The organism is Hydrogenovibrio sp. 3SP14C1 (assembly GCF_029625905.1).
Classification (GTDB): Bacteria; Pseudomonadota; Gammaproteobacteria; order Thiomicrospirales; family Thiomicrospiraceae; genus Hydrogenovibrio.
On sequence record NZ_JARTLM010000008.1, the window covers coordinates 1 to 25,132 of the forward strand.

Genomic DNA, 25,132 nt, shown 5'->3' on the forward strand with positions numbered 1-25,132 from the left:
CAGAAAGTGTTTAGGATACAAAACACCAAATGAGGTGTTTTGGAATAAGAACGTTGCACTTACGAGTTGAATGTATGGACATAAAAAAACCTACCAGAGGTAGGTTTTAGAGGTTTATTCGTAATCACTTACAAAGTGTTCCATTTGTTTTTGCGATTAGGGATTCTGAAGAAACGACCTAGTAAGAGACCTAGTAACAAAACCCCACCACCAGTTAAGAACCATTGACGTTGAACTACATCTTTCGCTTGATCAATTTGTTCTTTCATAATGGCATTTTCATTATTAAGCTTTTCTATTTGCTGAACCATTTGCTTATTTTCATTGTTTAGCTGGATGGCATTGCCAGATATCGCTTTGATTTCTTCAAGTTGTTTGTTGAGTTCAAAGTTATCCTGTTTGACTTCTTTTAACTCTTTAGCGGTATCATTGAAGCGACTTTGAAGTGTATTTTTTTCCAGGTTTAACTGGTTCAGTTCTTTTTCAATTTTTGCTATTTTGCGATCTTGCTTCTGAACTTCTACTTTTGCAATAGGTTGGCTTTGAAGAACACTTGATGGCATCCAGCCCTCAATGTCATCACCTTTGTAGTTATAGATCAGCCTTGCCCAGCCATCATCATTCACTTCTAGGATGGTAACCTTAGTCCCTGATTTTAGCATTCTTAAAATTTTATACTTATAACCAGGTTGGCTTCTAAACGGTATTTCGATAGAATCCGTTACATAATGCGTATAGCCAGATTGAACTTCAGAAAGAGCTGTTGAACTATAAGTTACTGCTGATGCACTAACGGCAATCATTAATGAAAGTATGGTTTTGTTAGATTTGACTAATTTTTTCATATTGATCCTTTAAGTTTTTTAGTGCAATTTCAGTGTCATGCAGTTTTTGTTTTTCTTTTTCAACCACGGCTTCAGGAGCTTTAGAAACAAAGCTTTCGTTTGATAATTTTCCTGTGAAGCGCTTCACTTCGCCGTCAAGTCGGTTGATTTCTTTTGATAAGCGTGTCAGTTCTGCCTCTTTGTCGATTAGACCAGCCATTGGGATTAAGATCTTCATTTCTCCAACTAAGGCAACGGCAGATTCAGGAGCTTCTTTTTCATTTTCTAATAAGGTTATGCTTTCAAGTTTAGCCAATGTTTGTAGGAAAACACGGTTGTTTTCTAACCAAGTTTTATCTTGCTCTTGCAGATTGGTCAACAAGATTGGCAATGACTTGCTTGGCGCAATATCCATTTCTGAACGAATTTTACGAACGCCCATGATGACATGTTTTACCCATTCCAATTCTTTTTCAGACGCGTTATCAATTAAAGCTTCATTTGCTCTTGGGTAGGGCTGAAGCATGATCGTATCACCGGCTTTACCTGCAAGTGCTGCAACGCTATGCCAGGCTTCTTCTGTGATATAAGGCGTGATTGGGTGTAGCAAGCGTAAGATGGTTTCTAAAACGCGTACCAATGTTTGTCGGGTACCACGTTGTTGCTCTTCAGTGGCTGTGTTTGAGTTTAAAATCGGTTTAACCAACTCTAGATACCAATCACAATACTCATTCCATGTAAACTCATACAATGAGTGAGCAGCGAGATCAAAACGATATTGCTCAAAGTGCTTTGCGACTTCCGTTTCTACATTCTGTAGTTTAGAAATAATCCACTTATCAGCTAACGATAATTCTGTGCTAAGTGTTTCATCTGTTCCAGTATCTTTACCTTCTGTGTTCATGAGAACATACCGCGTCGCATTCCACAGTTTGTTGCAGAAATTTCGATATCCTTCACATCGATTTAAATCGAAGCGGATATCTCGACCAGTAGAGGCTAATGATGCGAACGTAAAACGTAAGGCATCTGTTCCGTAAGATTCGATACCATCAGCAAAATGCTTACGAGTTGTTTTTTCAATTTGGGCAGCTTTTTCTGGCTGCATCATACCTGTGGTTCTTTTAATGACCAGGCTTTCAAGATCGATGCCATCAATCAGGTCAATTGGATCAAGCACATTTCCTTTCGACTTGGACATTTTTTGACCTTCGCCATCACGCACTAAACCGTGAACATAGACTTGCTTGAAAGGGACTTCGCCGGTAAATTTAAGGGTCATCATAATCATTCTGGCAACCCAGAAGAAGATGATATCAAAGCCCGTTACCAACACTGATGTGGGGTGGAATTTTTCAAGTTCAGGTGTTTTTTCTGGCCAACCTAATGTTGAAAAGGTCCATAAAGCTGAACTGAACCACGTGTCTAAAACATCATCATCTTGTTTAAGTGTTAGATTTGCATCCAGTTGATATTTGGTGCGTACTTCTTCTTCAGAGCGGGCAACATAGACATTACCTTCTTCATCATACCAAGCTGGGATTCGATGCCCCCACCAAATTTGTCGAGAAATACACCAATCTTGAAGGTTGTTCATCCATTCAAAATAAGTGTTTTCCCAGTTTTTCGGTACAAATTCAATGTCGCCGTTTTTAACTGCATTAATAGCTGGTTTGGCAAGCTCTTGAACGGCCACATACCACTGGTCTGTTAAGAATGGCTCAATAACCGCATGCGTGCGATCTCCGCGAGGAACCATTAACTTATGGGGTACTATTTTTTCCATTAAGTCTTGTGATTCTAAATCGGCAATGACTTGTTTTCTTGCTTCAAAACGATCTAACCCCTGGTATTTTTCAGGCACTTCTTCATTCATCGCAGCATCGACGGTCATGACGTTTAGCATTGGGAGGTTGTGACGTTTCCCCATTTCATAGTCGTTAAAGTCATGAGCAGGTGTGATTTTGACACAACCTGTTCCAAAGTCCATTTCAACATAGTCATCTGCGATGATTGGAATTTCGCGTCCAACCAGAGGGAGTGTAATGGTTTTACCAATAAGGCCTTGATAGCGATCATCTTCAGGGTGAACCGCAACGGCCTGATCTCCAAACATGGTTTCTGGACGAGTGGTGGCGACAATTAAGTGCCCCGATCCATCTGATAACGGATAACGCATGTGCCACAGGCTACCCATTTCTTCTTCTGAAAGGACTTCTAAATCGGAAACGGCTGTGTGTAGAACCGGATCCCAGTTTACTAAGCGTTTGCCTCGGTAGATTAGGTCTTCTTCATGCAGCTTAACAAAGACTTCTCTGACAGCATCTGACAAACCATCATCCATCGTAAAGCGTTCGCGACTCCAATCTGGTGAAGCCCCTAAACGACGAAGTTGTTTTGTAATCGCTCCGCCGGATTCTGCTTTCCACTCCCAGATTTTTTGGGTAAAAGCTTCTCGACCTAAGTCATGACGACTTAATCCTTTAGCAGCCAACTGGCGTTCAACTACCATCTGAGTTGCGATGCCGGCATGATCCGTTCCTGGTTGCCACAGCGTTTCGTCACCTAGCATACGGTGGTAACGAGTCAATGTGTCCATAATGGTATCTTGGAAAGCATGCCCCATATGGAGGCTTCCGGTCACATTTGGTGGCGGAATCATAATGCTGTAATTGTTGCCAGTTGTGCTGGTTTGAGGCTTAAAATAGCCGCTTTTTTCCCAAGTTTGATACCACTTTGTTTCAATAGAATTAGGATCGAAATGTTTTTCCATGTTTTTTGTATGTCTTCTTATCTAGTTTGGAACGCTCATTAGCCCGGTTGATTGTTTACTCGTTTTTCGTTGTAACTAAGCAAAAATCACGGTCTTTCAATGCATTTTATTAATAAATTCTTGGGATTATAGCAAAACGAAAACGGCTTTTAGAAGAGAAAATAAGTTTTGGATTAAAGAACTTAATACCGTAACGGAGATGGTGTCAAAAAACTCGGTATTCCAATTTTACGACGCTAAAGATCAGAGGTGAGTAATATTATGATTTTGGCGTTAAAAATGGCCAGGCCTGGCCATTTTTAATTGAGTTGTTTAACTTAGTAGCGGTAATACGTTGCTGTAATTTTGGTTTCTCTGTGCGAGCATGGCGACCGAAGCATTGTTTAATACTTGTTGTCGTGCTTGATCTGTGACCGCTTTGGCATAATCTGTGTCGTTGATTTGGCTACGAGTCGAGTGTGAATTTAGATTTTGATTCATCAAGTCATTAGCCGCTGAACTCAAGCCATTTTGTTGGGCACCTAATTGCGCACGACTGTCTGAGATAAGACCTAATACATCGGAAATTTGCGATTGAACCGCTTCGGCATTTGTGCTGGTGGAAATGTCTGTCCCTGCCAGCCCTAAATTGTTCGCAGTTAAGTCAGGTAACTGGATAGTGGATGTATTGTTATCGGCACCTAAAGCAATATTCAGGCTAGGGGTCTCTGCGTTGAGCAGCTTAATGCCATTGAATGAAGCTGATTCAGCAAATTGGTTGATGCTTTCTAAGCCTTGTTGAAACTCTTGATTTAAAATGGTTCGCTGTGCGTCGGAATAGGTTCCATTCTGAGCTTGAAGGCTTAATTCGCTGAGCCGCTGTAATTGCTGTGTAATACTGTTGCTGGCGCCATCAGCGGTTTGAAGCAGGTTGATTCCCGTGTTGGCATTCTGAACGCCTACGTCCTGAGCGTTAACTTGAGAGGTTAAAGACGAGACAATAGCTTGCCCGGCTGCGTCATCTGCCGAGTTGTTGATTCGAGAGCCTGATGTTAAACTTTGATTCACCTTAAAAAGGTCATTCATATAAGGGGAGGACGCGCCTGTTACGTTAAGAGATTCTAAAGCCATAGTCTTACTCTCCTTGCTTTAAAAGGTGAAACGAGAAAAATAGTTTAGTTAATATTTTTCGCTAACTTATTAATTATTTTACACTTTTAATTTATTTTTAAAAGTCATTTGGAATTCAATTATGTCTTGTTGTCCCGGTAATTTCTGTCAGTTCAGTTTTCCTGAAGGTCCTCCATTAACCGATAATCCGGTGACGCATTTATCGGCACAGTATCTGTTTTTACCTTATGGCTCTTTGTTAGAAGAAGGAGAAGTGGTTCGTATTTGGACCGAAGGGGGGCAGACAGAAACGGTTATTCTAGAACAGAAAGTTCCACTTATTGTTTTACCTAACAAGGTTGAAAGTGAGGATGAGGCGGTGTTCCTACCATGGCAGTTAATTGCTTTAGACAGTGGGATGGAAGAAAGTGATATACAGGGTTGGTATCATCATCCACTTTTTAATCCGGAAACACAGGCAGTGGTGTTGAAGTTTAAACACCCAATTGTTGTGAAACCGAGTTTAGCAATGATATTAAAAAAATGGCTCTATAAAATAAGAACGTTATAATGTCTTTTCCCTAGACACAAAAAAACCCCGCATCATGCGGGGTTTTTTTTTAAGCTTTATTTGAGATTACTTTGTAAACTCAGGGTAAGCTTCCATACCACATTCTGACTGATCAGCTCCTTCGAACTCATCTTCTTCAGAGATACGGATTCCCATTACTGCTTTGATAATTGCCCAGACAACCAAACTTGTAATGAATACCCAGCTGAAGATCGCTGCGATACCGATGAACTGTGCAACCAAGCTTGAATCAGGGTTAGTGAACGTCACTGCAATAAGACCGTAGATACCTACAACACCATGCACTGAGATCGCACCGACTGGATCATCAATTTTGAACTTGTTGTCAAGAATCAAGATTGCTGCAACTACGATGATACCACCGACAAGACCAATTAAAGTTGCTTCTAATGCACTTGGCGTTAGAGGCTCAGCCGTGATTGCAACTAGACCTGCTAGTGCACCGTTTAGCATCATTGTTAAATCTGCTTTACCAAACTTGATTTTAGACGCTAGTAACGCACCAACAACACCTGCTGCTGCAGCTAATAGTGTGTTAACAAAGATCATTGATACAGCATTTGCTTCTTCAACGTTAGAGATTTTAAGCTCTGAACCACCGTTGAAACCAAACCAACCTAACCATAGGATGAATGTCCCTAAAGTTGCAAGCGGTAGGTTTGCACCAGGAATCGCTTTAGATTCACCGTTAGGACCATATTTCCCTTTACGAGCACCCAGTAGAAGAACACCTGCTAGAGCTGCCGCTGCACCTGTCATATGAACAATCCCTGAACCTGCGAAGTCTAGGAAACCTAGTTGATCTAGGAAACCACCACCCCATTTCCAATAACCTTGGACAGGATAGATAACTGACGTTAAGACAATTGCAAACACGAAGAAAGACATTAACTTCATACGCTCAGCAACCGCACCCGATACAACAGACATTGCTGTCGCTACGAACACAACCTGGAAGAAGAAGTCAGACATGTTTGAATAATAAGGTGCACCATCACCACCAGCTACAACTGCTGCTGTTGCGTTGTCACCACCTAATAGGAAGCTTAAACCAGGAATCACTGAGTTAATTGCATCACCATACATAATGTTGTAACCAACCAACATATACATAATACAGGCAATGGCGAAAAGCCCAACGTTCTTAGCTAAGATTTCTGTTGTATTTTTGGTACGAACCAGTCCCGCTTCTAGCATGGCAAAACCAGCTGCCATCCACATGACCAGTGCGCCAGACATTAGAAAATAAAAAGTATCTAATGCGTAGCTTAATTCTAATATTTGTTCCATAACTTAGTTCCTTATCGTTTAACAAAAGATTTGATGAGAAGATCTTTTAATTAAAGTGCGACTTCACCTTTCTCTTCAGTTCGAATACGAACAGCTTGTTCGATTGGGCTTACAAAGATTTTTCCATCCCCGATTTTTCCAGTGCGTGCAGCATTACCAATTGCTTCAATAACACTTTCCACTTTTTCTTCAGGTACGGCAATTTCGATGCGTACTTTTGGTAAAAATTCTATGGCGTATTCTGCGCCACGGTAAATTTCGGTATGCCCTTTTTGGCGACCAAAACCTTTAGCTTCAGTGACAGTCATCCCATGAACATCAATTTCATGTAAAGATTCCCGTACATCATCTAACTTAAAAGGTTTGATAATTGCGACTACAAGTTTCATACTAACCTCTGTTTTTATGATTGACGAATTGTTCGTACATCACGTAGCTTTGGTTATGCCATGTTTTTAATTTCGTTTTTAAACAATGAGTTAAGTTGTTTTTTTTGATTTTTTTGAGAGTTTTAATGTTTTTTATGGTGCGATGTTGTTTTTTGTTGGTGCGCCAAAGTGAGATGACGTGAATAGAATGCCTAAGATTATGATTGCCTTATTGGCACAAGGGATTGCACTCCTTATATTAGCGGCCAGTGTCTGGTTGCTGAAGTTTGTTGTTGCACCGCCGTATCCCATTTGGGGGCTGGTCATTGCCCAAGGTGTTTTAGCTGCATTTTTGAGTTGTCGAATGGGGTTGCCGTGTTGGTGGCGCCTTATCCAGTTTGGGCTGCCTGTAGGCTTATATATCGGATTGCATTTTGAACTCAATCCACTTTGGGCATTGGTTATTTTTCTGTTGCTTTGGCTGGTCTTTTTTAATGCGATTAAAGAACGTGTCCCACTTTATTTAACAAACACCACAACGCGAATGGCATTAAAAAAACTGATTAAACGCCGTAAAGACATTCGTTTTTTAGACTTAGGCTGTGGGCTCGGTGGGACGGTTGTTTTTATGAGTCAGCAAGTGAATGTTCTACGATCTGATGGGGTTGAAACCGCTCCGATTCCTTATTTATTCTCCAAGCTATTTACGCTGTTCAGAGGCGGGCATGTCTACCCAATGGACATGTGGAAAGCAAAGTTAGAATATTATGATGTGGTGTATGCTTTTTTATCGCCTGAACCGATGTCGAAGCTTTGGAAAAAAGTAGTGTCTGAGCTACCGAAAGAGGCCACTTTTATTTCAAACAGCTTTGCTGTTCCCGAAGTTGAACCGAGTGAGATTTGGGAGTTGTCAGATAAACGAAAAACCAAACTCTATATTTATTATATGCAGGATTTTAAAACAGATCTTGCCACCGTTGAAGCTTAATAAATAGCCAGGCCTGGCTATTTTTATCACTATTTATGATTGAAAAAGAGAATCAGAATGAGTCAAACAATCCCCTTAGAAAAAATTAATGCTTGGAGTCTTTTTGTTGAACGGGAAACACAACGTTTTCCCGAGTTGTTAGAGACTCAATGTTGGGACAGCAAATATTCAACAGGAGACATGGTTCAGCGGATTGTCACAGAATTGAAAGCGAGTGATAGTTTAGCGACCTTGAACACTCGCTTACGTTACTTTAGACGTGCTGAAATGGTACGCATCGCGATTCGTGATTTAAAAGGGTTGGCAGACGTTCCTGAAACCCTGCAGGATTTATCTGATCTAGCTGATGGACTGGTTGCGGGTGCATTGGACTGGCATTATGATGAAATGATAAAACGATCCGGTACCCCGATAGGTCAAGAATCAGGTGAGCCCCAAAAAATGTTAGTGCTTGGGATGGGCAAGCTAGGCGGTCAAGAGCTTAATTTTTCATCGGACATTGATTTGATTTTTGTCTATCCTGAAAAAGGGCAAACAGAAGGTGGGGTACGCTCAATTTCAAATGATCAGTTTTTTACCCGGCTAGGACAAGCGCTTAACAAATCATTAACCGAATTTACAACGGACGGCATGGTTTATCGAGTCGATATGCGCTTAAGACCTTTTGGTCAGACTGGGCCGTTAGCGGTTAGTTTTTCAGAAATGGAGAATTATTATCAAATTCATGGGCGTGCTTGGGAACGTTATGCGTTAGTCAAAGCACGAGTGATTGCCGGAGATGAAGCAAAAGGCGAAGAATTGTTTGAAATACTTCGCCCATTTATTTATCGAAAATATGTTGATTTCACTGCGATTGAAGCCCTGCGTGAATTGAAAATGATGATTAATGCCGAGGTGAAGAAAAAAGACAAGCATAATAATATTAAGTTGGGTCCTGGTGGTATTCGGGAAATCGAATTTATTGTGCAGGCTTTTCAGTTGGTGCATGGTGGCAGAGATACTTTGTTACAAGGCCGTCAATTGATGCCTATGCTGGCAGCACTTTCGGAACGGCAATATATCGATAAAAACAATGAACAGCGTCTACTTGAAGCCTATCTCTTTTTAAGAAAAGCAGAAAACCGTTTACAAGAATGGAACGATCAACAAACACATGACTTACCGAGTAATGCTCATCAGCAACAATGTCTGGCCGAGTCGATGGGATTTGACAATTATGAGGCCTTTGAAAAACAGTTGGCGGTTTATCTGGCGTTTGTTCAAACCGAGTTTGATGCTGTTTTTGCTGAAGAGTCTGATGAGTCGGTAGAAGATAGCGATTTCAAGCAAGCCTGTTTATCGAATGAAATCGATTTAGAAGTCTTGGAATCACTCTCATTGACTGCGCCTGAAAAGGTCGTCGATATTTTGAACCAGTTTTTGAGTTCCCGATCTTATACGCATGCAAGCTCCGATGCGGTTGGCCGATTTAAAGCGGTTTTACCTGTTTTATTGATGGGCTTGCAGGACGTTGAAAATGAAGCCTTGGCCTTGGAGAGAGTGTTAAAGATTTTAAGCGGCGTGATGAATCGTAGTGTTTATCTGGTGTTGTTAAAAGAAAATCTTCATGCCATTAGGCATTTGTTGCAATTGTGCTCGTTAAGTAGCTGGATGACGGAGATGCTGGTGAAATATCCAGCTTTGTTAGATCAGTTGCTGGATGAAAGAATTCTATATGAACCGTTAGAGTTGGCGGATTTAAAACAGGAAGCTTGTCATCTTTTAGACGACAGTTTTCCAGATGATGAAGCCTTTATGAACCACTTGCGCCAATGGAAGCATGCGCAAGTCTTTAAGGTAGCTGCCGCCGATATAACAGGGCATTTGCCGATCATGAAAGTGAGTGATTACCTGACGTGGATTGCGGAAGCCGTTTTAGAGGTAACGGCAGAATATGCCTGGCGATTTATGCAGCGTAGAAGTGGCTTGCCTGGCGGTTTCAAATCAGAAAATGGCATGCCGTTTTTGGTTGTGGGGTATGGCAAGTTAGGCAGTATTGAGTTGGGCTATGGTTCTGACTTAGATATTGTGTTCTTATATGATGGTCTGGCACCTTCCGACGCCAGTGATGGTGATAAACCATTGGAAAACAATCTTTATTTTATGCGGATGGCTCAGAAGATTATTTCTTTGTTAACAACCTTTATGCCGACAGGCACCTTGTACGAAGTGGATACTCGGCTTCGCCCCAATGGCGCGAGCGGGATGATTATTACCGACCTGAAGTCTTTTGAAGCTTATCAAGAGAATAAAGCTTGGGTTTGGGAGCATCAAGCTTTGGTTCGTACCCGTGCAGTAGTGGGCTCAGAAATCAGTCAACAGCATTTTTATGACTTTAAAAAAGCGTTTATTGCAAAACCCAGAGCTTTGAATGCGCTCAAGCAAGAAGTGGTATCGATGCGCCAAAAAATGCGAGAGTCATTAGATAAGACGAACGCTGAGCAGTTTGATTTAAAGCAGGGCAGTGGTGGGATTGTTGATATTGAATTTATGGTGCAATATTTGGTGTTAGGACATGCACATGAGTTTAGTGAGTTAACACAGTGGTCAGACAATATCCGTTTGCTAGAGGCGATTAAAACCGTTCAGTTGTTACCGGTTGAAGAGGTGGGGGCGTTGATTGATGCTTACCGAGTGTATCGAGCGCGTTATCATCGACTGGCATTACAAAATGAAAAGTCGCTGATTTCTGCTGAGGATTTTAAAGTAGAAAGAGCGGTGGTTGAAAAAAGCTGGCAAACGCTGATGAGCTAAACAAAAAAGCCCTGATTTATACCTTATAAATCAGGGCTTAATAATCACCAGGCCTGGCTGTTTTTAATTCAACCAGTTGGTTTTGAAGAGGTTTATTTTTTTGCAGCTTCGTATTGTGCAATTCCATCTAGAATTTCTTTACGGGCCGCTTCAACATCCCCCCAACCATCAACTTTAACCCATTTACCTGGTTCAATGTCTTTGTAGTGGCTGAAGAAAAGCTCGACTTGTTCTTTCAGTAAAGGAATGTCTTCTACTTTTTGAACAGCTTTGTAAATCGGTGTCAGTTTGTCGATTGGTACCGCAATCACTTTTGCATCTTCACCACCGTCATCAGTCATATGGAAGATACCGATTGGGCGGCAACGAATGACAGAACCAATCATTAGAGGGTGCGGTGTGACAACCAATACGTCAACCGGATCACCGTCATTTGAAAGGGTGTCATTGACATAACCGTAGTTGGCCGGGTATTGCATGGTTGCACCTTGTAAACGGTCAACCCAGACAAGATCGGTATCTTTGTCGACTTCATATTTAATCGGTGGTGCAAATGCCGGAATTTCAATAATAACGTTGATATCATTCGGAACGTCTTTTCCAGCTGGAACGGCTGAATAACCCATGGTTTTATCCTTTTAAACTAAAATTGATGTTAGAGACGAAAACACCCGCATGAAGCGGGTGTTCAAAATTGATGCTAAAACGCTTAGCTTATTTTGTGTGGTAAGCCACAACTTTAGCAACTTCATTTTTTGAACCCAGTACCACTGGAACGCGATCATGAATCCCTTGAGGGGCAACATCCATAATGTCCATACGACCTGTTGATGACGCACCACCCGCTTGTTCAACGATCATTGACATTGGGTTTCCTTCGTACATAAGACGTAGTTTCCCAGCTTTTGATGGATCACGGTTGTCGTAAGGGTACATGAAGATACCACCACGAATTAGAATACGGTGAACTTCAGCAACCATTGATGCAACCCAACGCATGTTGTAACGCTTACCTAAAGGACCTTCTTCCCCTAGTAGACAGTCATCAATGTATTGTTTCATTTCTGGTTCCCAGAAACGTTGGTTAGACATGTTGATTGCGAATTCAGCAGTCTCTTCAGGAATTTGTAGCGCTTCTTTCGTTAGAACGAACTCACCGATATTGGTATCTAAAGTGAATAAGTTAACACCATTGCCTGTTGTCATAACAAGCAAAGAAGAAGGACCATAAAGAACATAACCAGCAGCAACTTGCTTGCGACCATTTTGTAGGAAAACTTCTTGGTTATCGCCAGATTTGTTGTCTTGTGCTTCTAAGACAGAAAAGATTGTTCCAACAGACAAGTTAACGTCGATGTTAGAAGAACCATCTAGTGGATCAAATGTCACTAGGTATTTACCATCTGCATTTCCAGCGATAGTGTAATCTTCTTCTTCAGAGCCAACGCCACGAACATATGGGTTTGCTACTAGAATATCTTTTAAAAGATCGTTAGAGATAACGTCAAGCATTTTTTGTGTTTCACCTTGAACGTTTTCATCTTCAGTTGCGCCTAAGATACCGGCTAATTCACCTTGACCTAGCTTGTAGGCGATGTCTTTACAGGCAACCATAACGTCTTTGATTACTAACTCTAGTTCAGCGTTTACGCCATCGGCCGCTAAGACTTGATCTAATCTTTTCATTGAGAGTCTCTCTTATGTTGAAAATAAAATTGGCGTAATCATAACAGGCAGTGGATAAAACTTCAAGTGATTAAGCACTTGCGGCGGGGCTTGCTGGGCGTGGAATAGGATTGCTGATAATGAGAGCGAGTGCTGGAATTAAACTGAGAAATAAACCGCTGTCTGTTTTATAATAAGCCTAAAATTAGTACCGTATTTTGACGCTCTACATTTCTTTGATTGCGTTTATTAGGTTGGTATTTTTATATTACAGTTAAGTGAGCTTAGGTTGTCTCAAATGGTAAGACTGAAAATGATGCTGTGTTTTGTAACAAATTATAAGATGAAGAATTTATGGATATAAGGCAACAAATGTTGATTGCGCAGCAGCAACTCGCTGATTTTGATATTCCAACCATTCCAGCTGAGCTGATTGAACTTCAAAACTTATTACAAAAAACAGAATTTCCGGATATGCATGAAGTGGCCGGTATTATTGGTCGAAATACCGTGTTATCAGGTGAGTTGATCAAGGTCGCTAACCAATCCCAATTCCTACCCAAAGATTCTGATTCGGTCACAACCATTAAGGGCGCAATTGATTCTTTAGGACTTAAACGTCTTAAAAACTTGGTATTTGGGTTAGGGTTTAAAACACAGGTCGCCGATATTATTTTTGATGATCTGATGGATCACAGTATTGATGTGGCGAATGTGGCAACTGAATTGAGTCGCTGGGTGGACGGCGTGCAGCAAGATGAAGTCTATCTGGCAGGATTGTTTCATAATGCGGGTGCAATTGTGATGGAAATGAAGTTTGGTAACTATCAATCGACTTTTTATAATACGCTCACAAATTGCTACAGTGGACTCACTCGAGAAGTTAAAAACTACAAAACCCATCATGGTTTTTATGGGTTATTAGTGGCTAAAGAGTGGCGACTGGATTCAATTTACGCTCAAGTCATGCTAATGCATCATCAGCGAAACTTGGATGCCATCAAAAATAAGCATGTCCGTACTTTGGTTGCATTGATACAGTTAGGGAACTCGATTGTCAGTGAAGTCAGTTTTGATAGTTTTTTGGGATCCGAAGTGAAAGAGATGCTTGAAAATGCTCAGCATGAACTCTATCTCGAAGATGACGTAATTGATGAAGTCCGTCGTGCATTGATGAGTAATAGCTTGGTTTAGTCCCATATCTAGGTTCTCATTTATTCTAAAGATTAAAAAACAAGAAGCGCTAGTCGCTTCCGTTCTAAACAGTAGACAGTAATTGTATGAAATTTATTATTAAACTCTTTCCTGAAATCATGGTGAAAGGTAACGCCGTTAAAAAGAAAATGGTGAACCAGCTTCATTTCAATCTAAAGACATTGTTGTCTCGAAGATTGTCGGGTGTTGAAAGCAAGCGTTATTGGGATAAGATCGAAGTTTTCTGTACTACTGAGCAAGGTGCGGCTGTTCGTGATATCTTGCTAAAAACACCTGGCATTGAACAGGTGTTGGAGGTTGAGCAATCTCATGCAAAAACGTTAGATGAGATTGCTGCCAAAGTGGCTGAGTATGCCGTGCCTAAGATTGAAGGTAAAACATTCGTGATTCGTGCCAAACGAACTGGAACGCACGATTTTACATCCTTCGATATGGAGCGCTTTATAGGTGCTTACTGTTATGAAAAAGGAAACCCAAAAGGGGTTGATCTTTATCATCCCGATGTAAAAATTGAATTGGAATACCATCAGGATCAATTAAATATTATTCAAAATCGTTACCCAGGCCTGGGTGGTTTTCCTTTAGGAAGTCAGGGAGAGGTACTGTCCTTGATGTCGGGTGGGTTTGATTCCACTGTCGCCAGTTATTTAACCATGAAGCGTGGACTGAAGACGCATTTTATCTTCTTCAATTTAGGGGGTGCTGCCCACGAGATTGGCGTGAAACAAGTGGCTCTTTATTTATGGGAGCATTTTGGGGCTTCACACCGGGTTGAGTTCATTACTGTGCCGTTTGAAGACGTGGTGGCAGAAATTTTCCGCTCAACGCATGAATCTTATATGGGGGTGACACTTAAAAGGCTGATGTTGCAGGCGGCTGAAGAGGTCTCTGATAAAATGGGGATCGATGCTTTAGTTACGGGCGAATCGGTTGCTCAGGTATCCAGCCAGACATTACGTAACCTGGCATTGATTGATCAGATAACGAATAAGTTAGTTTTGCGTCCTCTTTCAGTGATGAGCAAGCCGGATATTATGGCAATTGCAGACCAAATCGGTACGCGTGAATTTGCTGAGAATATGCCGGAATATTGTGGCGTGATTTCTCAAAACCCGATTACACATGGTTCTTTCAAGCGAATGGAGAGGGAAGCGAAAAAATTTGATTATGACGTACTGGCTCAAGCGGTTACCGCTTCTGAATCCATTCCGGTTGATTCAATCGTTGCCAATGTTAATGAAGCGCAAGCCATTGAGGTGCTAAACCAAGTCTCTGAACAAGTTGTGATTGATATTCGAAAAGAGGAGCAGGCAGCGGCCGACCCATTAGACTTGAAAGATGTCTTGACGATTCCGTTTCATAAGCTTAATCATGAGTTTAAGTATTTAGATCAAAATAAAGAGTATTTGCTGTATTGTCAAAAAGGCGTCATGAGTCAGTTACATGCTCAGTATCTTCAGGATGCAGGGTTTCACAATGTTAAGGTTTATCGACCTCTTTAAAATAATCGTTTCGACTAACGGTTTTTTCAAGATAGAGGCGCTTGTTTTGATCCAGGCGCTTTGAAGCTTCCAAGAAAATCCGCATTTTCTGGATACTGGTAACGTAATTAACGGTTTCATGTCCAATAACTTCACGAGCTGTTGTTTCGACATTGTAAAACCATTTGTAAGGGTTTAACCCAAGCCGTTTGGTTTTTTGTTGCAGTCGAATCACTTTTCTCGGACCTGCGTTGTACGCTGCTAAAGTAAAATTGTCCTTTTCTTCTGGTGTGTAATCATTGCTGGAAAAATAACGATCTCTTAGGAAAGCTAAATATTTCACACCAGCATGAATGTTGGTCTCAAGGTCTTTGATGTTAGGAAGGTTTACATTCCGATCTCTAGCCGTTGAAGGTTTTACTTGCATCACCCCAATCGCACCGGCATGACTTCTTTTGTTAGCGTTAAATCTTGACTCTTGATAGGCCAATGCCGCAATTAACTTCCAGTCAAACCCATAAAATTCAGCATAAAGCTGAAAATAATACTTTAAGCAGTCGATTCGTTTAAGCAAGTCATGTGTTAACGGTTTTTCTATCCAATAAGTGTTTTCGAAGTATTTATGATAAATGGCATTTCCAAGGAAACGGCCAGGCTGGGCATAAGCTTGAATGAAATCATTCAAAGAGGCTTTTAATTTTGGATTGTGTTTTTGAATAGCCCAGCCAATATTACTGTCATGATGAATGATCATGTCTTCATGCAGTTGAATATTGTCTAAAACGCGCTGCCATATATAGGCAATATGGTTGTCAACGACAGTATATTGATAGATCCCTTCATTAATGAGTTCTAAAATGTCTTCTGATTCAATGAGTGGATCGGCCTTGACAATTTCCATGGTCGGCAACCCCATGCGTCCCAGGGTTTGATTGATCGCTTCTAGGTGGACGATGTAACTGCTGTTGCTGACAACGATGATTTGTTTTCCAGCAAAGTCAGCCAGCTTTTTAATTGGTGGTGCATCGTTGCTCGAAACGAGTATTTCTTTAACTTCTGTAATGTAAGGGGAGGTGAAGTCAACCATGGCGCTTCGTTCAGGGGTAATTGTAAAGCCAGAAGCAGCAATGTCACCATAGCCAGCTTGTAATTTAGGCAAGATATCACTGAAAGGCATCGGAATAAAAGTTAAATGTGTCTCGTAACGCTGCTTCCTGGGACCCCTGTTTAAATAAGCCTCATAAGCCATTAATAGGTCGTATTCCAGCCCGCGAAACCCTTTTGGTGTTAAGAAAAAGTTGGTTCGTGTGTAACTGACCAAGACCCGAATGATACGTCTTTTTCTGAGTTCGGGTAAGTCGCCTTTAAATGGCTTTAAAATACGTTCAGATATCGATATTCTTTGATCGGGAAGCGCTTGACTCCAAATCGTAGTTGGCAGGGCAAGGAAAGTCCAGCCAACTAACATACCGATGATGATTTTATTCAAACTATATAACAATCCGAGCTCGCTTCGCGTACGTATCTATTTAGAACTTCATTAGAACTGATTTTATTTTGATAATAATATTAATCAAGCACTATTTAGTTTTTAACTAACGTCATTTCTTTAAGTTGTCATATTCTGGCGTTAGAATGAATTTAAATCTTAGAATATGGAATATACCAGTTTATTTAGAATGTGTGAGGTGAAATTCGATAGATTGAGAGTTAAATTTTATTCATTCTCTCTGTCATAGATGCCGATCAATATTAAGAGATGGAAATTATGAGACATGTTAAATACATTATTTTAGGAGCAGGTTCCTCAGGCTTAACAGCTTTAGGACGCATTCGTCATGAAACAGATGATTTTGTCATGATTAATGGAGGCGCTTTTGGAACAACCTGTGCCCGCGTAGGGTGTATGCCATCGAAAGCTTTGATTCACTGTGCTGAACACTTTCATGCTCGTAAACATTTCTATGATTTTGGGATTGATGGAGCTGATGGCTTGAGTGTTGATCTTGCTGCTGTCATGAAGCGCGTTAGAGCTTTTCGTGATCGCTTTACCTCTGGTGTTCAAGCGGGGTCAACCGATACCCTGAAAGAAGGTCAGCTAATCAAAGGGTATGCTAAATTTGTGTCACCCGATACAGTGGAAGTGAATGGTGAGCAAATTCAAGGAGAAAGAATTATTATTGCAACTGGCTCGCGTCCAGTTGTACCTGAACCCTGGAAAGCGTTAGGAAACAAACTCATGACCAGCGATGATTTATTTGAGCTGGAAACACTTCCTAAGCGTATTGCTGTGATTGGGTTGGGCATTATTGGGCTTGAGATTGGCCAAGCACTTTCTCGACTCGGTGTAGAGGTGATAGGGTTTGAAATGTCGGATACGATTGGCGGCTTAAATTCGCCTAAAGCCTCTCGTCAGGCGATTAAGTTAATATCTAAAGAATTTCCGATTTATTTAGGAGAGCCTGCTCAAGTTGAGGCATCCGGAGATAGCGTAAAAGTAACGGTTTCTTCTGGGTGTTTTGAAGTTGATGCCGTGTTTGCTTCTTTAGGACGCCGTCCAAATATTGATACCATTGGTTTAGAAAAACTAGGTGTTGAGTTGGATGAAAAAGGCATGCCTTCTTTTAATATCAATACCATGCAGATATCTGATTTGCCCGTTTTTATTGCGGGCGATGTCAATGCGTTTAGGCCCATCTTGCATGAAGCGGGGCATGAAGGAAAAATAGCGGTGAATAATGCCATGGCTTATCCTGATGTGACGGCTTATAGACGGAAAACACCGTTAGGGATTGCATTTATTGATCCACAGATCGGCTTTTTTGGCACGAGTTATCCCGAACTAGATTTGGATGAAACGGTTGTCGTTGACTTCAAACTTGAGCGTAATAATGGTCGGGCGATTGTGATGGGAGAAGATAAAGGAGTTATATCGCTTTATGCTGATAAGGCATCGAAACAATTAATCGGGGGCGAGTTGATTATGCCTCATGCTGAGCATTTTACCCATTTGTTGACTTGGGCTGTTGAACAAAAGCTTGAAGTCTTAGAGTTGCTGAGAATGCCATACTATCACCCAGTATTAGAAGAAGCGATAGAGTCAGCCATACGTTTGTTGGCTGACGCTTTATATTCGACTGAAGAAATTGATGCCTTAGAAATTTTACCTTCAAAGTGAATAATTAAAGAATGAATTATGCAGCCAAAATAAAGCCCGTAGATCGAACCAAAATCTTTAATACTTACATATTGTTATAATTGGTATATAATATGCGCGCCTAGCTTGGCTAGGTTTTTTTTAATCAGGTGTTGTAAAGTGTATTGAAGGTTATAGAAACGAACAGTACATTTTCCACCTTGGAAAGCCAGACGAAGTGTGGAATATTGATCTTTGTGGCTTTTCATTATAGATAAGAGTAGTTGAATTTCGAGTGACTGACACAAACAAAAATGAGAATGAAAGTTTAGAGCCGTCTGTAGAGCAAGTTGAGACGATGACTGAATCACACCCTTCTAATAATCAAAATGCGTCCACAGATGAAGATATGAAAGCGGACCCGCATGCTGATAGAGAAGCCGATAAATACGAAAATCCCATTCCAAGTCGAGAGTTCATTATTGAGCTTTTAGAGAAAGAGCAAAAGCCTCTTCGAATTAAACAGATTGCGACTATTTTGGAAATTGATGGTGACGATCGTTTTGAAGCCTTATCGCGCCGCTTAAAAGCAATGGTTCGAGACGGGCAAATCCTGCGTAACCGACGCGGTGCCTTCGGGTTGATTCAAAAAATGGATCTGATCAAAGGGAAAGTGATTGGACACCCTGGCGGATTTGGGTTTGTACAGCCGGAAGAAGGTGGCGGAGATCTTTTCTTGGGTGATCGTGAAATGCATAAAGTATTTCATGGTGATAAAGTGATTGCATCTGTTATAGGAGTCGATCGTAAGGGGCGTCGCGAAGGGATGATTGTCGAAATCATCGAGCATGCTAACCAAACGATTTTAGGGCGTCTTCATTTAGAGGATGGACTAGGTTGGGTTCAACCGAATAATAATAAAATCGCACAGGATATCTTTATTCCTCAAGATGGTCTTCTTGATGCTGAGGAAGGGCAGATTGTAATGGTTGAGGTAATCCATCAGCCAACCAAGCGCTCAAGTGCGATTGGTAAAATCATTGAAGTGGTGGGTGATTATCTTGCTCCTGGCATGGAAATAGATTCTGCCATTCACGCTTATGACATTCCGAATGAATGGCCGGAAGAATTGATTGAGCAGCTGGATAAAATTCCTGATGAAGTGACTGAAGAAGATAAAAAAGGTCGTAAAGACTTACGTAGTCTGCCATTAGTCACTATTGATGGTGCAGACTCTAAAGACTTTGATGATGCTGTTTTTGCGAAGCGTCGTAAAAATGGTTGGCGACTTGTGGTGGCGATTGCGGATGTTTCGCATTACGTTAAAGAAGGCACGCCGCTTGATAAAGAAGCTTATGAGCGCGGAAACTCTGTTTACTTCCCACAAAAAGTAGTTCCGATGCTACCGGAAAAACTGTCTAATAATCTCTGTTCATTAAATCCAAAAGTTGACCGCTTGTGTATGGTGTGCGATATGTCCATCGATAACGATGGAAAGTTGGAAAGAACGCAATTCTATGATGCGGTCATGAATTCAAAAGCACGTCTGACATACGATCAAGTGCATGAAATGTTGACGGATAAAGGATCTGAACATCGCAAAACCTTTAAAGATATTGTGCCAAATGTTGAAGATTTGAATGATTTGTATCAGATTTTAAAAGAGGCTCGTGCAGAGCGAGGGGCGTTAGAGTTTGACACCACTGAAACTCGAATTGTATTTGATGAAAATCGTAAGATTGAAAAAATCGTTCCGGTTGTGCGTAATGAAGCACATAAGTTGATTGAAGAATGTATGTTGATGGCGAACGTCGCAACAGCACGTTACTTGAAGTGGCATAAAATTCCGATGCTGTATAGAGTTCATGAAAAACCTTCAGAAGAGCGTTTGAAGAACTTAAGAACTTTCCTTGGTGACTTTGGTTTGACGCTTGAAGGAGGAGATGAACCGGACGCAAATGATTATGCTGCGGTAACAGCAGCCGTTCAAGGTCAGCCACATGAGCATTTGGTTGGAACGGTCTTATTGAGAAGCATGAATCAGGCAGTTTATCAGCCTGATAATAAAGGGCATTTTGGCTTGAATTATGAGTATTATGCTCACTTTACTTCTCCAATTCGTCGTTATCCTGATTTGTTGATTCACCGTGCGATTCGTTTTGCTTGGAAGAAAGAAGATGTCAGTAAGTTCAACTATTCTGAGAAAGATATGGGGAAACTTGGTGAGCATTGTTCTGGAACTGAGCGACGTGCTGATGAAGCGACGCGTGATGCGGTTACTTTCTTGAAGTGTGAATTCTTATCTCACAGATTGGGCGAAGAATATGATGCGGTCGTTACGGCTGCAACCAACTTTGGATTGTTTGTTGAGCTTGAACCTTTGTATGTTGAAGGGCTGGTGCATATTACAGAGTTAGGGGAGGATTACTTCCATTATGATGCTTCCCGTCATTGTTTGAAGGGAGAGCGTACAGGTAAAGTTTATCGTTTAGGCGATAAGCTGCGCGTGCAAGTTGCCCAAGTGAATATGGATGACCGTAAGGTTGATTTACGCTTCTTGTCTGGTGGAACAGAGTCTTCTGGCGAAGAAGAGACTCAGGCAGACTCTAAGACTTCAGATACGTCGGGATCTGCTTCTTCTGAAGATGCATCACAGGATTCTGAAGCACCTAAAAAGAAAAAGAAACGTTATTACCGTAAAAAAGGTGGTGGTCGTAACCGCAAGAAGAAATCGAGCACTTCCGAGTGAAGCAACAGCAGTTATACGGTATTCATGCGATTGAAAAGTTTTTAAAGCAATCGCCCCATTTGATTTATTCGCTGACTTTTCAGAAAGGGCCGGCCAATAAGCGTGTGCAAAGCTTAATGGATCAAGCAAAACGTTTGGGGATTGCTTATCAGCTTGAACCTAAATCTTTCTTTAATAAGCTTGAGGGTGTTCATCAAGGTGTGGTGGCAACAGTTGCCAAGCAAGCCGATCTGAATGAAACCGATTTAAAGGCATTGCTTGAATCAGCGTCTAATCCACTGTTTCTGTTTTTGGATGAAGTTCAGGATCCTCATAATTTGGGTGCTATTCTTAGAACGGCAGATGCGACGGGCGTGACAGCCGTTGTGATTCCAAAACATAACTCAGTGGGCGTTAATGCAACTGTTCGTAAGGTTGCATGTGGCGCAGCAGAAACCGTGAAGGTGGTGGTGGTTTCAAACTTGGTTAGAACTATTAAGGAACTGCAGCAAGCCGGTTTATGGGTTACTGGCCTAGCTGGCGAAACCGATACGACTCTTTACCAGTTAGATTTTAAAGGGGCTGTGGGCTTGGTTATGGGGGCGGAAGGATTTGGCTTGAGAAAATTAACTCGGGAAACGTGTGACCATTTAGCTGCTATTCCAATGGCGGGTTCTATTGAAAGCTTAAATGTTTCCGTCGCCACGGGAGTTGCTTTGTATGAGATTTATCGTCAAAGAATATCACTTTAATCTTATTTCGTTTCATCTCAAATAAAACAAAAAACGACCAGGCCTGGTCGTTTTTTGTTTCTGCCTTAAGGCTTTTTTAAAAACCTATGAGGCAAGATAAATATCTCCATTATCATCAATTTCAATTAAGACCGGTTCCAGTTCATCGTTCATGCAAGGGCCTTCCACGCACACACCATCTTCGATATTAAAGAAAGCATCGTGTACGGAGCACTTCATGGTTTTTTCGAATGGGTTGACATCAATTTTATAAGCTTCATTGAGCGGAACATCTTGATGAGGACAATTATTTTCGTAAGCTTTTATGCCCGTTTCATGTTTAATCAAAATCACTGAGTGGTCTAGGTCTGCGCATGGCACTACCATTGTTTTAGCATTGCTTAATTGTTTGATATTCGCCAAGGGTTGTTTTTCTTTGATTTCACTCAGTAATTTATCCAACCCTTCTTGTTGACATTTTCTTGCCGCCAGTTTTGATCCTGCTTCTACGGCTTCAAAAAGTGGTTTATTCTGGCTCATTGCATCAATGACAGCTGCATTAAACGTATCTCCAGCACCAAGGGTATCAATGGTTTGAGGAATGGCATGAATCGCTTGATGTTGGATCTCCTGACCTGCCTGGCAAAACCATGCTCCTTGTTTTCCCCAAGTACAGACCAAATGACTTTCAGGAGCGAGTAATTTCATTTCTTGTAGTAAAGCCTGCCCATCTTTAAAGCCTTTTTGCTGAGCATAGTGGTGAGAAAAGAATAATACGTTGGCTTGAGGGAATAGGGCTTCAATTCCATCACGTGCTTTTTCGACTTCTAACGAAATAGGTTGATGGGTTAAGAAGGTTTTTGCAATATTAAGCATGCCGGTCAGGTTTTCAATGTTGCGTCCTTCAAAGTGTAGCCAATCATAATTTTCAATCTCCACTTTGGCAAAGAAATCAAAACTGAGTTCTGATAGATCCCGGAAGTGGGTGATGGTTCTGCTTCCGTTTTCAGTATTTAAGATAATATACGATGTCGGTGTTTGTCCCTGTATGAAACGTTGCATATGATCGGTATTGATCTGACGCGATTTTAAGCCATTGACGAGCTGCTTTGCTGAGTCATCACCTCCAATGGTTGTCATGATTGAAGATTCATGACCTAATTGACTGAGAACATAAAGGCTATTGCTGACATTGCCCCCTATTTCAAAATGACGAGTACTAGCTCGTAATTCTTCGTCTTCTCTAGGGTAGTGTGGTGTTTTCAAAATGATGTCTAGAACCGCATTTCCTATGCCTAAAATTTTCGCCATCTCTTTTCCTTGATCTATAAAATTTTGTGTACGGATTTTAACATAAAACCGGTTTTTAGTAGGCGTATGACGGGTTTGCGTGAAAAAAGTGAATAATTTGAAAAAATGCTTGACATGAAAACATGTGGTATTAGTTTTTTTTGCTCAGTTGCTTTCTAGAAAAACATTTTAACTTATTGAATTTAAATTATAAAAATGATATTTGTTTGTGTTATTTGCCTTTTTAGTGAGGCTGTTTATAATCCACAGAAGCTGTGGATAACTTTGTGAAGAGTTTCATAACTTGTGTGCTAAATGCTTTAAAAATGTTACTCTTTTTTAAATTGATTAAAAAATGAGCAGATAATTTTAGCCCGTAATTTTCAGTAAAAAAATGGAAAAAAATAAAATTATTTTTGACAATATTTTTATTAAATTTACTTATCGGTATATTAGGGTGTATTAAGAATTAATTATTTCATTATGCTTCATACATTTAACATATATTTTGCTAGAATGTTTGCAGTTCAATGATGACAAATTAGATGTTTGAAATAATATGACAGAAAAACAGACTGGATTTAATGCCAGTTGCGCCAAATGTGCCTTACAAACGATTTGTTTTGCAAATGGGTTGTACGAGACAGATCTTGATCGATTAGACCAATTGGTTGATCGGTTACCTTCCATTTCTAAAGGTGAGTATCTATATTCTGCAGGAGAGGATTTTTCCTGTTTGTATGCCATCCGGGCTGGAATCGTTAAGCTAATCTCTTTTTCAGAAGACGAGTCTGAGGTTATTCATGGCTTTTATTTACCTGGAGACATCGTGGGTATGGAAGCAATGGCATATGATTCTCACGAATTTTATGCGGTTGCGCTGGACACCACCACCGTGTGCGCATTACCTTATGGGCAATTGACTTCTTTAAGCGCTGAAGTGCCTCACTTGAATTCACAAATGTTTAGTTTGATGAGTCATGAGATCATGAGCAGTCGATTACACTCAACCATCTTAACGCAAAAGACCGCTGAGCAACGATTGGCGGATTTTATTTTGCTGATGTCAACTAAATATAAATCTCGCGGATACGAACACCGACAATTCCGGCTGAATATTCTTCATCGGGATGTCGCTAATTTTTTAAACTTAACACCTGAAACGGTTTCACGTATCCTTGGAAAATTCCAAAAACAAGGTATGATGACTTGGAAGAAAAAAGAAGTAGTTATTGAAAATGAGGTTTCTCTTAGAGAGCTCGCTAATGATAAAATCGAGTAAAAGGGTTTTACGAAAGGTCGTTTAGTGCGGTTGCTAATTGGTTAAAAAAGTATTGTAAGTAAATGTTTTTTTAGAAAGAAAAAATAAAAAAATAAGTTTTTTTACATAAAACTTTAAATCAAATTCGTTTTCTTTTAGAATTGAGTCAAATTAAATAATAATTTTTATTAAAAGTGAGAGGATTTATCATGTCTACATCAGGTCTTAAGCAGCTTTTTCTGGTTGGTTTTTTAGGGTTAACTTTAGTGGGTTGTAGTTCAACTCCAACAAATGAAGAGGCTGATTCTGGTTCAACAGCTGAGCAAACGTCCGGAACAACTGGAACAGAAACATCATCGGCAACTGATTCAAATGCTGGTTCTGGTGACGATATGGCTGCGGCAACAAACTCTGCAGGCCAAACAGCTGAAGACTTATACGCAGCGCTTCAAGGAAAAGTTGTAAACTTTGAATTTGATCGCTCTGAAGTTCAAGCACAATTTTATGATGTGGTTAAAATGAACGCAGACTATATGGCATTGAACTCTTCTGCAATGGTTACCGTTAAAGGATATTGTGATGAGCGTGGTACACGTGAATATAACCTTGCGTTAGGTGAGCGTCGTGCGAATGCGGTTAAAAATGCTTTAATCGCTGAAGGTGTGAGCCCAAGCCGTATTAATGTCATCAGCTTCGGTGAAGAAAATCCTGTTGATCCTGCGCATAATAAAGCAGCATGGGCTAAAAATCGTCGAGCTGAATTTTCATATTAAGTTCTTGATTTAAGCGCATAACTAAAAGCCTTTCTGCTTTTTGGCAGAAAGGCTTTTTTTTTCTTCATTTTCAGCTTGTCTTTCATTCTTGAAATGCCAAAATTTTTATAATAAGACAAACTCCTTTCCAATTTC

At 40.7% G+C, this 25,132-nt stretch carries 19 protein-coding genes; 10 read left to right on the forward strand and 9 right to left on the reverse strand.

What is annotated here, in order from left to right; translation table 11 throughout:
* Positions 1-128 precede the first annotated feature (128 nt).
* The 3 genes from P8629_RS07730 to P8629_RS07740 form a co-directional block, all read right to left on the reverse strand.
* Positions 129-845: a TIGR04211 family SH3 domain-containing protein gene (locus P8629_RS07730; RefSeq protein ID WP_278165556.1), complete on the reverse strand. Its 717-nt coding sequence runs from the start codon at positions 843-845 to the stop codon at positions 129-131.
* Positions 823-3,597 carry a valine--tRNA ligase gene (locus tag P8629_RS07735; RefSeq protein ID WP_278165557.1) on the reverse strand — a complete coding sequence of 925 codons (2,775 nt, stop codon included), beginning with the start codon at positions 3,595-3,597 and terminating at the stop codon, positions 823-825. The genes P8629_RS07730 and P8629_RS07735 overlap by 23 nt, the downstream gene beginning before the upstream one ends.
* Before the next feature lie 312 nt (positions 3,598-3,909).
* The gene (locus P8629_RS07740) at positions 3,910-4,707 is read right to left on the reverse strand and encodes a flagellin N-terminal helical domain-containing protein (protein WP_278165558.1); all 798 of its coding nucleotides are present in this window, start codon (positions 4,705-4,707) and stop codon (positions 3,910-3,912) included.
* Between the two features lie 121 nt (positions 4,708-4,828).
* Here P8629_RS07740 and P8629_RS07745 point away from each other — a divergent pair, with 121 nt between their 5' ends.
* On the forward strand, positions 4,829-5,257 hold the full coding sequence (locus tag P8629_RS07745) for a hypothetical protein (protein WP_278165559.1): 429 nt from the start codon (positions 4,829-4,831) through the stop codon (positions 5,255-5,257).
* Between the two features lie 66 nt (positions 5,258-5,323).
* Here the strand turns inward: P8629_RS07745 and P8629_RS07750 are convergent, their stop codons facing one another.
* Both P8629_RS07750 and P8629_RS07755 read right to left on the reverse strand, forming a co-directional pair.
* Positions 5,324-6,568: an ammonium transporter gene (locus P8629_RS07750; RefSeq protein ID WP_278165560.1), complete on the reverse strand. Its 1,245-nt coding sequence runs from the start codon at positions 6,566-6,568 to the stop codon at positions 5,324-5,326.
* A 50-nt stretch (positions 6,569-6,618) separates the two neighbouring features.
* Entirely contained in the window at positions 6,619-6,957 is a 339-nt protein-coding gene (locus P8629_RS07755; RefSeq protein ID WP_011370920.1) for a P-II family nitrogen regulator, read from the reverse strand.
* Positions 6,958-7,144: 187 nt separating this feature from the next.
* Between P8629_RS07755 and P8629_RS07760 the strand changes: the two genes are divergently transcribed.
* Positions 7,145-7,924: a hypothetical protein gene (locus P8629_RS07760; RefSeq protein ID WP_278165698.1), complete on the forward strand. Its 780-nt coding sequence runs from the start codon at positions 7,145-7,147 to the stop codon at positions 7,922-7,924.
* A gap of 57 nt (positions 7,925-7,981) precedes the next feature.
* Positions 7,982-10,717 (forward strand): bifunctional [glutamate--ammonia ligase]-adenylyl-L-tyrosine phosphorylase/[glutamate--ammonia-ligase] adenylyltransferase, encoded by a 2,736-nt coding sequence (gene glnE / locus P8629_RS07765; protein ID WP_278165561.1) that lies wholly within the window; start codon positions 7,982-7,984, stop codon positions 10,715-10,717.
* 92 nt (positions 10,718-10,809) lie between these two features.
* Here glnE and ppa read toward each other — a convergent pair whose 3' ends face one another.
* Both ppa and P8629_RS07775 read right to left on the reverse strand, forming a co-directional pair.
* The gene (gene ppa, locus P8629_RS07770) at positions 10,810-11,343 is read right to left on the reverse strand and encodes an inorganic diphosphatase (RefSeq protein WP_278165562.1); all 534 of its coding nucleotides are present in this window, start codon (positions 11,341-11,343) and stop codon (positions 10,810-10,812) included.
* Positions 11,344-11,431: 88 nt separating this feature from the next.
* Complete coding sequence (locus tag P8629_RS07775) at positions 11,432-12,403, reverse strand: class 1 fructose-bisphosphatase (protein ID WP_278165563.1); 972 nt, start codon at positions 12,401-12,403, stop codon at positions 11,432-11,434.
* A 333-nt stretch (positions 12,404-12,736) separates the two neighbouring features.
* Here P8629_RS07775 and P8629_RS07780 point away from each other — a divergent pair, with 333 nt between their 5' ends.
* Together P8629_RS07780 and thiI are read left to right on the forward strand one after the other, a co-directional pair.
* Positions 12,737-13,576, forward strand: coding sequence for an HDOD domain-containing protein (locus P8629_RS07780; RefSeq protein ID WP_278165564.1), 840 nt, complete (start codon positions 12,737-12,739; stop codon positions 13,574-13,576).
* A gap of 86 nt (positions 13,577-13,662) precedes the next feature.
* Entirely contained in the window at positions 13,663-15,099 is a 1,437-nt protein-coding gene (gene thiI / locus P8629_RS07785) for a tRNA uracil 4-sulfurtransferase ThiI (RefSeq protein WP_278165565.1), read from the forward strand.
* Here the strand turns inward: thiI and P8629_RS07790 are convergent.
* Positions 15,077-16,567 carry a lytic transglycosylase F gene (locus tag P8629_RS07790; RefSeq protein WP_278165566.1) on the reverse strand — a complete coding sequence of 497 codons (1,491 nt, stop codon included), beginning with the start codon at positions 16,565-16,567 and terminating at the stop codon, positions 15,077-15,079. The genes thiI and P8629_RS07790 overlap by 23 nt on opposite strands.
* Positions 16,568-16,846: 279 nt before the next feature.
* Here P8629_RS07790 and P8629_RS07795 point away from each other — a divergent pair, with 279 nt between their 5' ends.
* The 3 genes from P8629_RS07795 to rlmB all read left to right on the forward strand — a co-directional run bounded on the left by P8629_RS07795 (position 16,847) and on the right by rlmB (position 21,694).
* Positions 16,847-18,256 (forward strand): dihydrolipoyl dehydrogenase, encoded by a 1,410-nt coding sequence (locus P8629_RS07795; RefSeq protein WP_278165567.1) that lies wholly within the window; start codon positions 16,847-16,849, stop codon positions 18,254-18,256.
* Positions 18,257-18,623: 367 nt separating this feature from the next.
* Positions 18,624-20,963: a ribonuclease R gene (gene rnr, locus P8629_RS07800; RefSeq protein ID WP_278165699.1), complete on the forward strand. Its 2,340-nt coding sequence runs from the start codon at positions 18,624-18,626 to the stop codon at positions 20,961-20,963.
* Positions 20,960-21,694 carry a 23S rRNA (guanosine(2251)-2'-O)-methyltransferase RlmB gene (rlmB, locus tag P8629_RS07805; protein WP_278165568.1) on the forward strand — a complete coding sequence of 245 codons (735 nt, stop codon included), beginning with the start codon at positions 20,960-20,962 and terminating at the stop codon, positions 21,692-21,694. The genes rnr and rlmB overlap by 4 nt, the downstream gene beginning before the upstream one ends.
* Positions 21,695-21,778: 84 nt before the next feature.
* On the opposite strand, the gene P8629_RS07810 is transcribed toward rlmB, so the two are convergent.
* Positions 21,779-22,984, reverse strand: a complete 1,206-nt coding sequence (locus tag P8629_RS07810) for a PfkB family carbohydrate kinase (RefSeq protein ID WP_278165569.1) — start codon at positions 22,982-22,984, stop codon at positions 21,779-21,781.
* Between the two features lie 538 nt (positions 22,985-23,522).
* On the opposite strand from P8629_RS07810, the gene P8629_RS07815 reads away from it, so the two are divergent.
* A complete protein-coding gene (locus tag P8629_RS07815) occupies positions 23,523-24,245 on the forward strand; it encodes a helix-turn-helix domain-containing protein (RefSeq protein WP_278165570.1) in 723 nt (240 codons plus the stop codon).
* Between the two features lie 188 nt (positions 24,246-24,433).
* Complete coding sequence (pal, locus tag P8629_RS07820) at positions 24,434-24,997, forward strand: peptidoglycan-associated lipoprotein Pal (RefSeq protein WP_278165571.1); 564 nt, start codon at positions 24,434-24,436, stop codon at positions 24,995-24,997.
* Positions 24,998-25,132: the final 135 nt, after the last annotated feature.

Coding starts and splice junctions, on each gene's coding strand:
- P8629_RS07760 (WP_278165698.1), top strand. CDS start 7,145: ATGCCTAAGATTATGATTGCCTTATTGGCACAAGGGATTGCACTCCTT.
- P8629_RS07810 (WP_278165569.1), bottom strand. CDS start 22,984: ATGGCGAAAATTTTAGGCATAGGAAATGCGGTTCTAGACATCATTTTG.
- P8629_RS07750 (WP_278165560.1), bottom strand. CDS start 6,568: ATGGAACAAATATTAGAATTAAGCTACGCATTAGATACTTTTTATTTT.
- P8629_RS07815 (WP_278165570.1), top strand. CDS start 23,523: ATGACAGAAAAACAGACTGGATTTAATGCCAGTTGCGCCAAATGTGCC.
- P8629_RS07795 (WP_278165567.1), top strand. CDS start 16,847: ATGAGACATGTTAAATACATTATTTTAGGAGCAGGTTCCTCAGGCTTA.
- rnr (WP_278165699.1), top strand. CDS start 18,624: ATGAAAGCGGACCCGCATGCTGATAGAGAAGCCGATAAATACGAAAAT.
- P8629_RS07735 (WP_278165557.1), bottom strand. CDS start 3,597: ATGGAAAAACATTTCGATCCTAATTCTATTGAAACAAAGTGGTATCAA.
- P8629_RS07775 (WP_278165563.1), bottom strand. CDS start 12,403: ATGAAAAGATTAGATCAAGTCTTAGCGGCCGATGGCGTAAACGCTGAA.
- P8629_RS07780 (WP_278165564.1), top strand. CDS start 12,737: ATGGATATAAGGCAACAAATGTTGATTGCGCAGCAGCAACTCGCTGAT.
- P8629_RS07740 (WP_278165558.1), bottom strand. CDS start 4,707: ATGGCTTTAGAATCTCTTAACGTAACAGGCGCGTCCTCCCCTTATATG.
- P8629_RS07730 (WP_278165556.1), bottom strand. CDS start 845: ATGAAAAAATTAGTCAAATCTAACAAAACCATACTTTCATTAATGATT.
- pal (WP_278165571.1), top strand. CDS start 24,434: ATGTCTACATCAGGTCTTAAGCAGCTTTTTCTGGTTGGTTTTTTAGGG.
- glnE (WP_278165561.1), top strand. CDS start 7,982: ATGAGTCAAACAATCCCCTTAGAAAAAATTAATGCTTGGAGTCTTTTT.
- P8629_RS07745 (WP_278165559.1), top strand. CDS start 4,829: ATGTCTTGTTGTCCCGGTAATTTCTGTCAGTTCAGTTTTCCTGAAGGT.
- P8629_RS07755 (WP_011370920.1), bottom strand. CDS start 6,957: ATGAAACTTGTAGTCGCAATTATCAAACCTTTTAAGTTAGATGATGTA.
- thiI (WP_278165565.1), top strand. CDS start 13,663: ATGAAATTTATTATTAAACTCTTTCCTGAAATCATGGTGAAAGGTAAC.
- ppa (WP_278165562.1), bottom strand. CDS start 11,343: ATGGGTTATTCAGCCGTTCCAGCTGGAAAAGACGTTCCGAATGATATC.